Below are 12884 nucleotides of genomic sequence, written 5' to 3' on the forward strand. Positions count from 1 at the left end.
AAATGGCTCGTTTATTAGTGACGGAGTTCTAAAATAGCATTAAATAGCGTTGTAGCAGTCTGGATAACTTGAGCATTGGCCAGATAATATTGCTGTAAGTTTTGTAATGCGCCATATTCTTCATCTACGTTGACGCCGGAAACCGACTGCTGTTCAGCGTAAAGTTGTTTAGTAATATTATTCTGAGTTTCTAAATCAACATTCGCCGTGCTAGTCTGGTTACCAATAGTACTGACCATCGAAGCATAAGCACCAGAAAATGATGCTTTACCCTCTACCAATTTTTTGTTCTGCAATTCAATGAGTTTTTTGGCATTAACGTTATCACTCGGCCCACCATCTTTAGTACCGGCAACCGCCAATTGCGACGCATCTTTAATATTAACCGCCATACTGCTAATAACACCATTGACCGCTTTCAGTGTATATCGATCGTGTTCTTTTGCATCGGTTGGATCAACTTCAACTTTTAATCCATCAAATTCCAGTGTATTACCTGTTACTTTGGCAGCAATATCCGCCTTATCAGAGGCTCGCTGGATTTTCCAATTAGCCCCATCGTAGCTAATATGATAATCACTGGCTTTCACCGCTGAGGTATCTGTATATTTCACTTTAAAATCAACAGAACCTTTATTTTTACTATCAGCAATTACATCCGGGTTATTAAATGTGAAGAAATCTTCACCCGGTTTGCCTTTTAAATCAAAACCAGCACGATGAACCTGATTAAATTGATCGCCCAATACCAACGCTAATTGGTTTAACTGATTACGGGAATTATCCAGCACTTCACTACGCGCCCTCAATGTGCCGCTTAATTGCCCTTTATCAATGAATCTTTCATCAATTTCAACAACATCGCCAAAACCACGATCATAACCTAATGTAATGCGGCTACTGTCCGCATTGGATGAAATCGCTTCCACTCGATAAGCGGTTGTTCCCTGAACCAGTGTCAATCCACCGGCAAAAGTCACATTATAAGTGTCACCGTCCTGCTGAGTCACACTCACCCCAACCAGTTTATTCAGTTCATTGACCAATTGATCACGCTGATCCAGTAATGCATTCGGCTCAGCACTACCACCGCCTCTCATACGGGTAATTTCACCATTGAGTTTAGCAATTTGCTGCGCATAGTTATTAATAGACTCAGCCGAGTTAGCTATTCCCCGATTAATGTTATTTTCCATTTTACGCAGGAAGGCATCCGCACTTTTCAACTGGTTTACCATCCCCTTTGATTTACCAATCGCTGTCGTTCTGGCTGCATCATCTTCCGCATTACTGACGACATTTTGTAAACTGGTAAAGAAGTTATCAATGGTGTTTGACAGGTTATTCGCTTTGTCTGCCAGCAAATTATCAATCTGGGAAATTTGCTGAGTATAAGTGGTTAATGCCCCTTGTTTCGCCTGAGCCGCAGACAGTTGTTGATTAATGAATTCGTTATATTGACGGTTAATACTGGTAACAGTAACACCATTTCCGATAAAGCCAACGGACGTCATCGTGCCACCGTTTTGATTGATAACTGTCGATTGCCGGTTGTAACCAGGAACTTTGGAATTTGCAAGGTTATTACTCACGGTTCCCAGAGTAATCTGAGCAGCCTGAAGGCCACTCATCGCGGTATTAATAAGACTGTTGGACATCAGAAGATCCTTTTGCGTTTTATTTATGTCTCCGCTAGTGGGTGGCGGCAAACAATCTTTCAGATAACTAAAAACAAAGTCTGAATTGCTTTAATTTATCGGCTGAGCTCAATAAAACTTGAGCAAAATAGAGATCAAAATAGTTTACTCAAATCGTAGGTATAAGCTTTTACCGCCTGCTCTCCAGCACCTTTTAACTGTTGAATAACTGAGACCAGTTTTTTCGCATATCCGGGATCGGTCGCATAACCTGCCTGTTGTAAGGAATAAGCCCCTTGTTCCGGGGTAACAGAACGGGCAACGTTGGCGTAACGGGGACTTTCTGTCAGTAATGTGACGTAATCCTCAATCGCTTCCACATAAGAGCCATAAACACGGAAGTTATCCTTCATTTTCTGAGGCTCACCGTTGATATATTCTGTGGTCAAGATATTGGTTACCGGCCCTTTCCAACCTTTACCCGCTTTAATACCAAACAGATTATGACTTGGCTTACCCTCAGCGGTCAGAATCTCTCTTTGTCCCCAACCAGACTCTAATGCGGCCTGAGCAATAATCAGCAAATGAGGAATACCACTGCGTTGGCTAGCTATCCGGGCAGGGGTCGAAAGCGTAGATATAAAATTTGTGCTGTTTAGGGGAAGCGGTTTAGGTGCCGCCTCGGGTTTCGGTGCCGTTCGACGTATAAATTGCTCAAGCGCCTGCCTTGGCAAGGTTTGTAAAACTTCGTTATCCAGAGTCATGGGGATCTTGCCCGCTATTTCGCCAGGGGCAGTTTTGTTGTTAGCAAGCTGCTTGAGCATCATATCGGCAAAACCTAGCCCCTTCTGAGCCATATTTTGCGCGATTTGCTGATCGTATATCGAAGTATAAAGGCGCGTCTGTTCACTGCTCAACATGCCATCTTTAGGCAGAGCTGAACGCATGCTTTTCAACATCATCTGAACAAATAGCCCTTCCATTTGTTGGGCTACTTGCCGTAGCCCCTGTTGTGGATCTTTTGCCAGATTGGATTTTAACGTGTTAACCGACTGTACATCATAAGCCGCACCGGGCAGGGTTAAAAAATCATTCATCAAATGATCTCCAATTTCGCCCGCAGACAACCTGCACTTTCCATTGCCTGTAAGATTGACATTAAATCATTCGGGGTCGCGCCCAGTGCATTCAAGGCTTGAATAACATGGCTCAAACTTGCACTGGCGTTAACCTGCTGCAACGCACCATTTTGTTCACGGACAGCAACAGCGGGATTACGAGTAACAACGGTACTGCCACCTGCTAACGGTGTATTGGGCTGACTAATAACCACCTGATTATCGACAATGACAGAAAGATTCCCTTGAGCAACAGCGCAGCTATCCAGCATGACATTACGGTTCATTACCACAGAGCCGGTGCGAGAGTTGATAATCACTTTGGCATCACCGACATCAACACGGACAGTGAGATTCTGCACATGGGAGAGGAATTTAACCTGCTCACTTTTATCTCTCGGCATACGCAATTGTACTGTGCGGGCATCCAACGGCGTTGCTGTTCCCGTTCCGCCCGTACGATTGATGGTATCGCTAATTTGCTGCGCCAGTGAGAAGTCTTCGTTATTTAATTGAAGATTCAGTACGCCATTTTCACCAAACTGCGTAGGCAATTCCCGTTCAATCACTGCACCGTTACTAATCCGACCACCTGCAAGCTGATTGACTTTTACACTGCTTCCCCCCGCGCTGGCGCCAGCGCCGCCAACCAATATATTACCCTGCGCCAGAGCATAGACTTGATTATCAACACCTTTTAACGGTGTCATCAGCAAAGTACCACCACGTAAGCTTTTCGCGTTCCCCAGTGAAGAAACCACTACGTCGATATTCTGCCCGGCACGGCCAAACGGCGGTAACTTCGCGGTGACCATCACGGCAGCCACGTTTTTCAACTGCATATTGGTTCCCGGAGGAACGGTAATCCCCAATTGGGATAACATGTTGCTTAAGCTCTGAGTGGTAAATGGCGTCTGAGTCGTCTGGTCACCCGTTCCATCCAGCCCAACCACTAATCCATAACCAATCAACGCATTTTCCCGTACTCCTTGAACCGTGGTGAGATCACGGATACGTTCTGCTGATGCCGTTGTTGTCACCAGAGTCAGCAATACAAGAAGAAGGCTGACAGCAAATTGTTTTATCATAACCATCCCCTGTTAAAATGGTGCAACATTCAGGAAGAAACGCTGTAACCAGCCCATGTTCTGCGCTTCATTGATATAACCATTCCCCACATATTCGATGCGGGCATCAGCGACCTGATTGGAACTGACGGTGTTATTAGCATTAATTGTCCGTGGGTTAACGACACCGGAGAAACGAATAAACTCGGTTCCCTGATTGATAGCAATCTGCTTTTCACCGACCACATGTAAGTTACCGTTTGCCAATAACCGATCGACTGTCACGGTAATCGTCCCTCTGAAGGTGTTATTCGCATTAGCGCCGCCTTTCCCACCAAAAGTATTCTCTGCTTCCATATCCAGATCGGTTTTATCTCCACCAATTAACCCTTTCAGGAAACGGGGAGTCAGTGCTGCGGAAAACGTGTTTTTTCCATTACGGCTGGCATTGGCCGAAGAATTCTTACTGGCGCTGACATTTTCCTGCAATGTAATCGTCAGGGTATCGCCAATATTTCGTGGTCGGCGATCTTCAAATAGCGGCTGATAACCATAATAAACCGGCTGTACTACTTGAAAAATAGCGCCATTAGGGACTGGCGCGGTTGCCGCGGAAGGTGCTGCGGTGGTTACCCCCTCAACCAAGGGTTTTTGTGGTATATACGCACAGCCCGTTAGTGACAATACCGCCAGTGCTATACTACAACGCCATTTATTCGCCACATTTTTCCGTAAATGGCGGAACTGACAAACGGCGCTGGTCTCGGCAACAGCCATTGTATCCATCTTCGATACTCTTTATTTATCCCTGAATAACGGGGAAACTTGAATGTTCCCCCGCGGTTCTGATTGACGATTTAGGTTATAACTGAGTCAGTTTTTGCAGCATCTGATCAGACGTCGACACCGCCTTACTGTTAACTTCATAAGCACGCTGAGTCTGAATCATGTTGACCAATTCTTCAGCGATATTGACGTTAGATGTTTCGACATATTTATGCTGGAGCAACCCAGCGCCATTGATTCCCGGTGTGTTTTCAATCGGTATGCCAGAGCTGCTAGTCTCTACATAAAGGTTTTCGCCGATACTTTCTAACCCACTGTCATTGATAAAGGTTGTCAGGGTAAATTGACCAACTTGCTGAGGGGCCGATTGCCCCTGTACTTTCACGCTGACAACACCATCACGGCTAATGGTGAGGTCCGTCGCGTTATCAGGAATGGTAATGGTAGGGAAGATCAAAAAACCGTTAGCGGTTGTCAACTGCCCGTTTTGATCTTCCTGAAATGAACCGTCACGGGTATAGGCGCTGGTACCATCAGGTAACTGGACCTGAAAGAAACCCTTTCCTCTAATGGCAACATTATGGCTGTTATTAGTTTCAGATAAGTTTCCCTGACTATGTATACGTTCTGTTGCTACCGGACGCACCCCGGTACCTATCTGTAAACCAGAAGGCAAGCGGGTTTGTTCCGATGACATCGCTCCTGGCTGACGAATGTTCTGGTAAAGCAGATCTTCAAAAACGGCACGCTGGCGTTTAAAACCATTGGTGCTGACGTTTGCCAAGTTGTTGGCAATCACATCCATATTGGTTTGCTGGGCATCCAGCCCAGTTTTAGCAATCCATAATGATCGGATCATCGGTTTTATCCTCTGTGTCTAAATCAACTCATTGCTAATAGCTGATTAGCACGTTGTGCATTTTCATCTGAGCTATGGATGACTTTCATCTGCATTTCAAAACGGCGGGCATTGGCAATCATACTCACCATGCTTTCCATTGGGTTGACGTTACTTCCTTCAAGCACTCCGGGAATTAATTTCACCTCATCACTGGCTGGCAAGACATTACCCTGTAACGTTTGCGCCTGTTCCGTCATGTGAAAGAGGCCATCATCACCGCGAACTAGCTGATCGCTCTCCGGTTTCACCATTTTCAATCTGCCAAGTTGTCCCAATTGTGTTGGCGGATCACCAGGAATCAGTGCAGATATAGAACCATCCGTCGCCAGGGTTAATTCAGCCTGCGGCGGAACATTGATCGGGCCGTTGTCCCCCATCAACAAGTTACCTTGAACAGTTAGCTGACCTTCCGCTGAAATCTGAATACTGCCGTTACGCGTGTAAGCCTCAGAACCCTCTTCAAGCTGAACCGCCAGATATCCCCCCTGCCCAATCGCCACATCCAACGGACGAGAAGTATAGTTCATCGGCCCTTGACGATTGTCAAAGCCCGGCGTTGAAGCTACAACTAAAGTACGGGTATTAAAGGTAGCACCTTCCACAGGCACCGCCCGCAAAGCAGCCAGTTGCGCCTTAAAACCCGGCGTCGAGGCATTAGCCAGGTTATTTGCCGTCACTGCCTGATGTTCTAGTGTCTGACGAGCACCGCCCATTGCGGTATAAATGACATGATCCATAATGCTATCCTGAAACTATCAACGCATACTGACCAGCGTTTGCAGGATCTGATCTTGAGTTTTAATGGTTTGCGCACTGGATTGGTAGTTGCGCTGCGCCACGATCATATTAACCAGCTCCTGGCTCATATCGACGTTGGATGCTTCCAGCGAACCACTGAGCAATTTACCAAAACCCCCCGATCCTGCAATGCCAACAACTGGGCTACCTGAAGCACCCGTCTCTATCCAAACGTTGTCACCCTGCGCTGCCAGCCCCTCTGGGTTAGCAAAGTTAGTCAGAACGATCTGGCCTAATAATTGAGATTGCTGATTGGAATAGGTGCCGATGACACGACCATCGTCCTCAATACGGTAGCCATTGAATTCACCTGCGGCATAACCGTCTTGCTTGAGCGTCGATATGCTATCAGCATCAATTTTCTGCTGTTTACTGCCATTAAAATCAATGGTGATATCAGCGGCATTAGAGCCATTCAGAGAGGGAACATTAAATGTAAACTGATTATTGTCACCAATCAGCTTACCATTACCATCAAATTTCAACGTCCCCAATGGAGCTGCTTTAGCGCCCTCAACCGCACTATCCTGAGCATGAACCTGCCATTCGTTATCGTTCGTTTTCACAAAGAAAACCTTGATAGCATGTGGGTTACCCAGGCTATCAAAGGTGGTAACACTGGTAGGATAGTTATAAGAATCCTTATTTTCTGGCGAGAAAACATCTGCCGGTTTTTTATGCATCGAATTAAGGTTGGTTGTCATCGTAACCTTAGTTGTTGCTTTAGCCGCCAGTATACCTTGAGGTATTGTAATCGGCTCTGGGTTAGCCCCTTTCTGAATCTCCGGCGCGCCGCCATTGACACCGACTGCGGGATAGCCGGTCAATTTCATGCCTTGCATGTTGATAATATTACGGTTCTCATCCATCTTGAATTGACCGTTACGGGAATAGTAGATCTCACCATCACCGCCTTGCATACGGAAAAAACCGCCCTGAGTGATCGCCAGATCAAGTGGGCGATTAGTCGTGGTCGGCGTACCATCTTTAAAATTCTGATTAACACCCGATATTTTTACCCCCAGACCCACCTGAGAACCGGCAAAAATGTCAGAAAAAGCAACCGTGCTGGATTTAAAGCCATATGTCGCCGCGTTAGCGATATTATTACCAATAACATCCAAATTACCTGCCGCAGCATTCAAACCACTTACTGCTTGTGAAAAAGCCATACTATTCTCCGTTAAAATTCTTGTTGGTTAAAGAATCTGACGTATCTGATCCATTGTGACAGTACCGATCCGTCCTAAATCTAACTTAGCGCCGTCCGCGTCACGAGTAACGCCATTTACCTTCGCAAACCTCAGCGGCTGAAATACTCTCTGTTCGCCTTTATAGCTGGCAGTAATGGTGAAGTTATAAGCGCCATCCTCAACATTAGTGCCATCTTCTTTTTTGCCATCCCAAGGGTGGAAGCTATGGACACCCGCTTCCAATCCACCGAGATCAATTTGGCGTACAACAGTCCCTTGTTTATCAGTAATGGTGACTTGCACACTATCCGCGGGCCTTTCCAACTCAATACCAAATGGTGTCGTACTGACGTTCCCAGCTTCTTTGTTTAAACCAGCCAAAATAGTATTCCCAGGGATCATCACGCCCCGTCCAATCAGGGCCGATGCCTGTACAGGCTGATTATTATTTATCTGACCAACAATAGACCCCAGGGTGGTATTCAGCTTTTCGATCCCCGCGAGTGTGTTAATCTGCGCCAAATGGGAGGTCAGCTCATTGTTCTTCATCGGGTTAGTTGGATCTTGATTTTTCATTTGCGCGACCAGCAATTTCATGAAGTTGCTATTCAGCTCTTCACTACCCTTCTTCTTACTGGCCAATGCTGACTCTCCAGCAATCGTGTTATTCAGTGATTCATTCACTGAACTGGTAATAGCCATGAATCCCTCCTGTTACTGACCTAACGTCAATGTTTTCAACATTATCGATTTAGTTGTATTAAGCACTTCAACGTTGGCTTGATAACTACGGGAAGCGGAAATGGTGTTAATCATTTCTCCGACCACATCAACATTTGGCATCCGCACATAACCCTTTTCATCAGCCAACGGGTGTCCCGGCTGGTACTCGAGGCGGAAAGGGGTGGGATCATCCACAATTTCACTGACTCTGACGCCGCCTGTTTCTTGCCCCGCCGCTGCGGCAACCCGGAAAACCACCTGTTTAGCCCGGTATGGCTGACCATCAGGCCCTGTGACACTATCGGCATTTGCCATATTGCTGGCACTGACATTTAATCGTTGGGATTGCGCTGATAATGCCGAACTAGCAATATCAAAAACACTGAGTAAAGACATTGCCCTTATCCTTGCTGTAAGACTGACATCATGCTTTTAACTTGAGAGCTGGTCGCAGTCAGTTCAGCCTGATATTTCAAGCTGTTATCCATAAAATTGCTGCGTTCCATATCCATATCCACCGTGTTGCCATCCATCGCTGCCTGATAAGGCACCCGATACAGTAAGTCCATCTCCATTCTCTTCTGAGGCTGAATAGGAATATGCCGATCGGATGTCAGCGTCAGCCCGATCCCGTTTCCGGTAACCCGACCGTGTGCAATGGTTTTTTTCAGTTGTGTGGCGAAATCAATATCCCGCGCTTGATAACCGGGCGTATCCGCATTGGCGATATTAGCGGACAATATTTCTTGTCGCCGTGATCGCAATGACAGGGCTTCCTGCTGAAAATGAAAGGCTGCATCTAATTTATCGAGCATATTCCTCCCTCTAATGTGACTGACTTATATTGTGAACCTTAATAGCGCTTTTCGCGATCGCGAAATTCGCAGTAAACAGAATAAACGCAGAAGGAAAAGCCTATCGGATGAATAGACGCTAATTGGATTGCTATTTATCCCATTGGCCGATATTCAATGTAGGTACACTTATATACGACTAAATGTACGCGACTAAAAGGCAGCGTATTGACCTACAGAAATAATGAGAGCGAGAAGATGCAAGCTATAAATATTATCGGGCTGTTCGCATTTTTCTTTATCACTTCGATGGCATGGGGCAATAATTTACCCCAAGCTATAGAGCACTATTTCCAGCGGATACACCGGGATAATCATCATAAAGTTTCTGTTAACATCAAAACCCCTGAACAACAATGGCCTCAGTGTGAACAGCCAGAAATTCAACCCGCTATCGGTGGTCAAAACTGGGGAAATCTCTCTTTACCTGTTATCTGCTATCAACAACGCAAATTCATTCAAGTCTCTGTCAGTGTGACAGGGAATTATCTGGTTACCCGCCGAGCTATCTCGCGTAATGATGTTTTATCAGATAAAGATTTTCAGGTCAGAAGTGGATTACTGGAAAGACTACCGCATGATCTGGTCATTAACAAAAATGAGATAAAAAATAGTATTGCGATACGTAACATCCCGGCGGGGCAGGCAATTACTCATAATATGTTACGCCGCCCGTGGGTTGTACGGTCAGGCCAGAGTGTGGCGGTGATTATACAGGGAAATGGCTTTCAGATACGAAACGAAGGGAAAGCTATTAATAACGCCGCTATTTCTGATAAAGTCAGGGTTCGAATAAATTCAGGACATGTTATAACCGGCCAGGCATTAGAAAACGGCAATGTAAAAATCATGTTATAAGTTCTAAAGTTTTCGTTCACTGTGCCGATATAACCAGCAGAGCACGATTTGCAGGTATGCAAATGGCATGTAACCTGCTCCGATCCATAGGTGAACCTATGCCTGGCCATAAAGGATAATGATTATGAGTATCGAACGCACTCACCCCTTATTAGCTATCGCTGCTGTTCAACAGCGACCAACTAATGAAAGCGCTCAGGGCACCCGAAAAACCGCCGGCGTTACCTTACAAAGCAGCGATGCACAAGTAAAACTGAGCGAAGCACAAACAAAACTGGTTCAACCAAGCAGCCAGGATATCAATATCCAAAAAGTGCAAAAGTTGAAAGAAGCTATTGCTCACGGAACCTTAAAAATGAACAGCGGTAAAATAGCAGACGCTCTGCTCAAAGAAGCCGCCGAAAACTTTCAATACGATAAGAAATAATTAAACCGGCTATGGAAGAACTTCAACAATTACTCAAACAGCAAGTGACCTATTTGACCTCGCTGACCCAAGCTATGGCGGAAGAACAACGTATTCTGTGTGAGGGTTTTATTGAAGCACGAGATTTGCACCAGATAACAGAACGAAAAATTTTTCTGTTGTCCGCACTTAGCCATTCAGAACAGCAACGTCTTAATTTGAGCAAAGCATTAAACATCATTGCGCCTTATGATAAGCAACCTTTGCTGGCCACATTATGGCAACAGATCGGCAAAGCGGTTATCCGGGTTCGTGATTTAAACACCCATAACGGTTCGTTGTTAACCCAGCATCTTGATTTAAATAGCAAAGCCATTGCTTTCCTAAAAAGTCATCATAGCCCATCTCTTTATGGTTCAGACGGCCAAGCTGCCCGTTACAGCATGCTTTCCGGCCACAAAGTTCAGGTTTGATTCAGTGCATTACCGCCCATTGCGGTAGTGCTACTTTTTATTGTTTTGATAGTATTTTTAAGCACCACCTTCCTGTTCAAACCGAGCTTCGTCGCTGCTCACAGAGTCCTCAAGCATGAATAATTCAAACGAAACGAAATGTACTGTGAAACAGTTGTTGCAATCAGGGAAGAAAAGATTAGCAAAAATCACCATTTGTAAGCCAACGTAACAATTGTGCAACGATAACGTTTTGCATGTTACGAAAATATATTGCAGAATAGGGATAAACGACAACGAATATTGACAATATAATTTTTAATTACGCAACATACGAGTTTCAACTTCAGGAACAATATTGATGCACAAGCAACTAAAAAAAAGAAAATCGAGCGGACAACAGATACCAAAAACGCCTCAGCAACAATTCAAAACTTACTGGAAGTCCATCGAAAAATACCAATTGAAGATCGCCAAGCTACAACAGCAACAAGACGAATTGTTCATGCGCTTTCAACAGGAGATCTTACCGGTAGAACATCAATATATGCAGTCCAGATATGATAAAGCGGCACGGTTGCTTTCATTTGCCGATAAAAAATCGCTGGGGAAAAACCAGCGAAGAGAATTATTTGTCTGGATAGAAGAAGAGCTTGCTGAGTTATGTACTTACCCTTTTAACGAAAACCTTGATCTCAATAAGTTGACCGATCACTTTTCCAATCTTCATGCGTTTAAAGAAGAGGAAATTCCGACACCAGAACAGATGGCTGAGATCCGGCAGACTTTTGGTGAATATTTTGATTTTAATGAAGAAATATCTGATGAAGAATTACTTGATATGATGAAAAACCCTGAAAAAATGCGTGCCACCATAGAGCAGCATTTTCAACGGGAATCAGAACATTTCTACGATGAATATGATGCAGAAGAGACCACTGACTTCGACCCTGCGGAAGAAGACCAGAAAAAACTGGATTCTTTGTTTAAATCGCAGGAAGTGAGCCAAATGTATAGAAAAATAGCCAAGGTACTGCATCCAGATCGTGAACAGGATTTAGATGAGAAAAAGAAAAAAAACCAATTGATGGTACAGTTATCACAAGCCAAGAAAGATAATGATGTCTGGACGATAATAAACATGTATCACAAGTACATTGATCCAACTTTCAGTTTTAACAGCCGGGATATATCCGACATCAATAAATTGCTCAAAGCACGTATAGATATATTAGCCAATGAACTTAATCAGCTAAAAAAATCTGATTCGTTACCGGGCATGATTTGGCGCACACTGGGAGGTGAAACATCGAAGGCAATAGAGAATAACCTCCACGAACATTGCAAAAAATTGCGGCAAAATATAGAAAACGAAATCCAACTGCGCGAAAGCTTACGCTCACTCACTGTACTAAAAAGCTACCTTGCAGAACGACGTGATGCCTTAGAATTTGAACAAGAAATGATTGACTATTTTTTCAAACAATATTGAATCCGCTGAGTCTGACGTAAATTTCAGCAGCTTACTTATATAGTTTACCGACCATTAGCCGCACACTGCGTCAGTGCATTACCACCCATTGTGGTAGTCCCATTTCCTTGTAATATATACAAAAAATGGGGCTATCCTAGATTAGACCATCATTTGATATTCTCAAAAACATAAACTGCACCGGCTTTGGGCTTAGAATCGACACTCTCTACTGCTGCACCAACAGCAAAACTTGTCCCCGCCTTATTCAGGCCAACAGGTCCACCAAAACCATTTAAATTGTCTGAAGGGTTCAAAATCTCCATCGGTGTTTCCATATTCCACTTATTATTCAGACAGGTATATACATACACCCTGGAAGACGTTCCCACTGCCAGACGATCTCCCTCGTCATTCAGTTCGAGAGAACCGCCAAAATTCTTTACGTCACTTGCAGGAACCGAAAACTTAATGGGATTTTCTCTATCCCAGATCCCATTCGTGCGTGTATACACATAAATCGTGCTTATTGTGGAATCATCGTAACCATGCACCGCCAGACAGTTTCCTGCGGCACTCAGGGCGATAGCCTTGCCAAAATCAAGAGAACTCGAAGGGAC

Annotated in this window: 14 protein-coding genes and 1 pseudogene; 4 read left to right on the top strand and 11 right to left on the bottom strand. The window is 44.7% G+C overall.

Annotation, left to right across the window (positions count from 1 at the left end):
* Positions 1-14: 14 nt before the first annotated feature.
* The 10 genes from flgK to flgB all read right to left on the bottom strand — a co-directional run bounded on the left by flgK (position 15) and on the right by flgB (position 9038).
* A complete protein-coding gene (gene flgK, locus LG003_RS21575; RefSeq protein WP_112879173.1) occupies positions 15-1658 on the bottom strand; it encodes a flagellar hook-associated protein FlgK in 1644 nt (547 codons plus the stop codon).
* 134 nt (positions 1659-1792) lie between these two features.
* Positions 1793-2734, bottom strand: coding sequence for a flagellar assembly peptidoglycan hydrolase FlgJ (gene flgJ, locus LG003_RS21580; RefSeq protein WP_390894160.1), 942 nt, complete (start codon positions 2732-2734; stop codon positions 1793-1795).
* Positions 2734-3843: a flagellar basal body P-ring protein FlgI gene (locus tag LG003_RS21585; RefSeq protein WP_112879175.1), complete on the bottom strand. Its 1110-nt coding sequence runs from the start codon at positions 3841-3843 to the stop codon at positions 2734-2736. Before LG003_RS21585 ends, flgJ begins: the two co-directional genes overlap by 1 nt.
* A gap of 12 nt (positions 3844-3855) precedes the next feature.
* Positions 3856-4608 carry a flagellar basal body L-ring protein FlgH gene (locus LG003_RS21590; RefSeq protein ID WP_112879176.1) on the bottom strand — a complete coding sequence of 251 codons (753 nt, stop codon included), beginning with the start codon at positions 4606-4608 and terminating at the stop codon, positions 3856-3858.
* A gap of 76 nt (positions 4609-4684) precedes the next feature.
* Positions 4685-5467 (bottom strand): flagellar basal-body rod protein FlgG, encoded by a 783-nt coding sequence (gene flgG / locus LG003_RS21595; RefSeq protein WP_262981610.1) that lies wholly within the window; start codon positions 5465-5467, stop codon positions 4685-4687.
* A gap of 23 nt (positions 5468-5490) precedes the next feature.
* The gene (locus LG003_RS21600; protein WP_262981611.1) at positions 5491-6246 is read right to left on the bottom strand and encodes a flagellar basal body rod protein FlgF; all 756 of its coding nucleotides are present in this window, start codon (positions 6244-6246) and stop codon (positions 5491-5493) included.
* A gap of 18 nt (positions 6247-6264) precedes the next feature.
* Positions 6265-7479: a flagellar hook protein FlgE gene (flgE, locus tag LG003_RS21605; RefSeq protein ID WP_112879179.1), complete on the bottom strand. Its 1215-nt coding sequence runs from the start codon at positions 7477-7479 to the stop codon at positions 6265-6267.
* A 27-nt stretch (positions 7480-7506) separates the two neighbouring features.
* Positions 7507-8202: a flagellar hook assembly protein FlgD gene (flgD, locus tag LG003_RS21610; RefSeq protein WP_112879180.1), complete on the bottom strand. Its 696-nt coding sequence runs from the start codon at positions 8200-8202 to the stop codon at positions 7507-7509.
* Between the two features lie 12 nt (positions 8203-8214).
* The gene (flgC, locus tag LG003_RS21615; protein WP_112879181.1) at positions 8215-8619 is read right to left on the bottom strand and encodes a flagellar basal body rod protein FlgC; all 405 of its coding nucleotides are present in this window, start codon (positions 8617-8619) and stop codon (positions 8215-8217) included.
* 5 nt (positions 8620-8624) lie between these two features.
* Positions 8625-9038 (bottom strand): flagellar basal body rod protein FlgB, encoded by a 414-nt coding sequence (gene flgB, locus LG003_RS21620; protein WP_112879182.1) that lies wholly within the window; start codon positions 9036-9038, stop codon positions 8625-8627.
* 237 nt (positions 9039-9275) lie between these two features.
* On the opposite strand from flgB, the gene flgA reads away from it, so the two are divergent.
* From flgA to LG003_RS21640, 4 genes are all read left to right on the top strand, one after another.
* Positions 9276-9935 carry a flagellar basal body P-ring formation chaperone FlgA gene (gene flgA / locus LG003_RS21625; RefSeq protein ID WP_112879183.1) on the top strand — a complete coding sequence of 220 codons (660 nt, stop codon included), beginning with the start codon at positions 9276-9278 and terminating at the stop codon, positions 9933-9935.
* Positions 9936-10059: 124 nt separating this feature from the next.
* The gene (gene flgM / locus LG003_RS21630; protein WP_112879184.1) at positions 10060-10362 is read left to right on the top strand and encodes a flagellar biosynthesis anti-sigma factor FlgM; all 303 of its coding nucleotides are present in this window, start codon (positions 10060-10062) and stop codon (positions 10360-10362) included.
* An 11-nt stretch (positions 10363-10373) separates the two neighbouring features.
* Entirely contained in the window at positions 10374-10814 is a 441-nt protein-coding gene (locus tag LG003_RS21635; RefSeq protein WP_112879185.1) for a flagella synthesis protein FlgN, read from the top strand.
* A gap of 340 nt (positions 10815-11154) precedes the next feature.
* Positions 11155-12285, top strand: a complete 1131-nt coding sequence (locus LG003_RS21640) for a hypothetical protein (protein ID WP_262981612.1) — start codon at positions 11155-11157, stop codon at positions 12283-12285.
* 149 nt (positions 12286-12434) lie between these two features.
* Here the strand turns inward: LG003_RS21640 and LG003_RS21645 are convergent.
* Positions 12435-12884: pseudogene (locus tag LG003_RS21645) on the bottom strand (hypothetical protein); the annotation flags it as partial.

The sequence above is a fragment of the Photorhabdus kleinii genome (assembly GCF_025384885.1).
Taxonomy (GTDB): domain Bacteria; phylum Pseudomonadota; class Gammaproteobacteria; order Enterobacterales; family Enterobacteriaceae; genus Photorhabdus; species Photorhabdus kayaii.

What these genes read in the sequence shown, in the direction of transcription:
- flgK (WP_112879173.1), bottom strand. Translation starts at nt 1,658, where the DNA reads ATGTCCAACAGTCTTATTAATACCGCGATGAGTGGCCTTCAGGCTGCT.
- flgJ (WP_390894160.1), bottom strand. Translation starts at nt 2,734, where the DNA reads ATGAATGATTTTTTAACCCTGCCCGGTGCGGCTTATGATGTACAGTCG.
- LG003_RS21585 (WP_112879175.1), bottom strand. Translation starts at nt 3,843, where the DNA reads ATGATAAAACAATTTGCTGTCAGCCTTCTTCTTGTATTGCTGACTCTG.
- LG003_RS21590 (WP_112879176.1), bottom strand. Translation starts at nt 4,608, where the DNA reads ATGGATACAATGGCTGTTGCCGAGACCAGCGCCGTTTGTCAGTTCCGC.
- flgG (WP_262981610.1), bottom strand. Translation starts at nt 5,467, where the DNA reads ATGATCCGATCATTATGGATTGCTAAAACTGGGCTGGATGCCCAGCAA.
- LG003_RS21600 (WP_262981611.1), bottom strand. Translation starts at nt 6,246, where the DNA reads ATGGATCATGTCATTTATACCGCAATGGGCGGTGCTCGTCAGACACTA.
- flgE (WP_112879179.1), bottom strand. Translation starts at nt 7,479, where the DNA reads ATGGCTTTTTCACAAGCAGTAAGTGGTTTGAATGCTGCGGCAGGTAAT.
- flgD (WP_112879180.1), bottom strand. Translation starts at nt 8,202, where the DNA reads ATGGCTATTACCAGTTCAGTGAATGAATCACTGAATAACACGATTGCT.
- flgC (WP_112879181.1), bottom strand. Translation starts at nt 8,619, where the DNA reads ATGTCTTTACTCAGTGTTTTTGATATTGCTAGTTCGGCATTATCAGCG.
- flgB (WP_112879182.1), bottom strand. Translation starts at nt 9,038, where the DNA reads ATGCTCGATAAATTAGATGCAGCCTTTCATTTTCAGCAGGAAGCCCTG.
- flgA (WP_112879183.1), top strand. Translation starts at nt 9,276, where the DNA reads ATGCAAGCTATAAATATTATCGGGCTGTTCGCATTTTTCTTTATCACT.
- flgM (WP_112879184.1), top strand. Translation starts at nt 10,060, where the DNA reads ATGAGTATCGAACGCACTCACCCCTTATTAGCTATCGCTGCTGTTCAA.
- LG003_RS21635 (WP_112879185.1), top strand. Translation starts at nt 10,374, where the DNA reads ATGGAAGAACTTCAACAATTACTCAAACAGCAAGTGACCTATTTGACC.
- LG003_RS21640 (WP_262981612.1), top strand. Translation starts at nt 11,155, where the DNA reads ATGCACAAGCAACTAAAAAAAAGAAAATCGAGCGGACAACAGATACCA.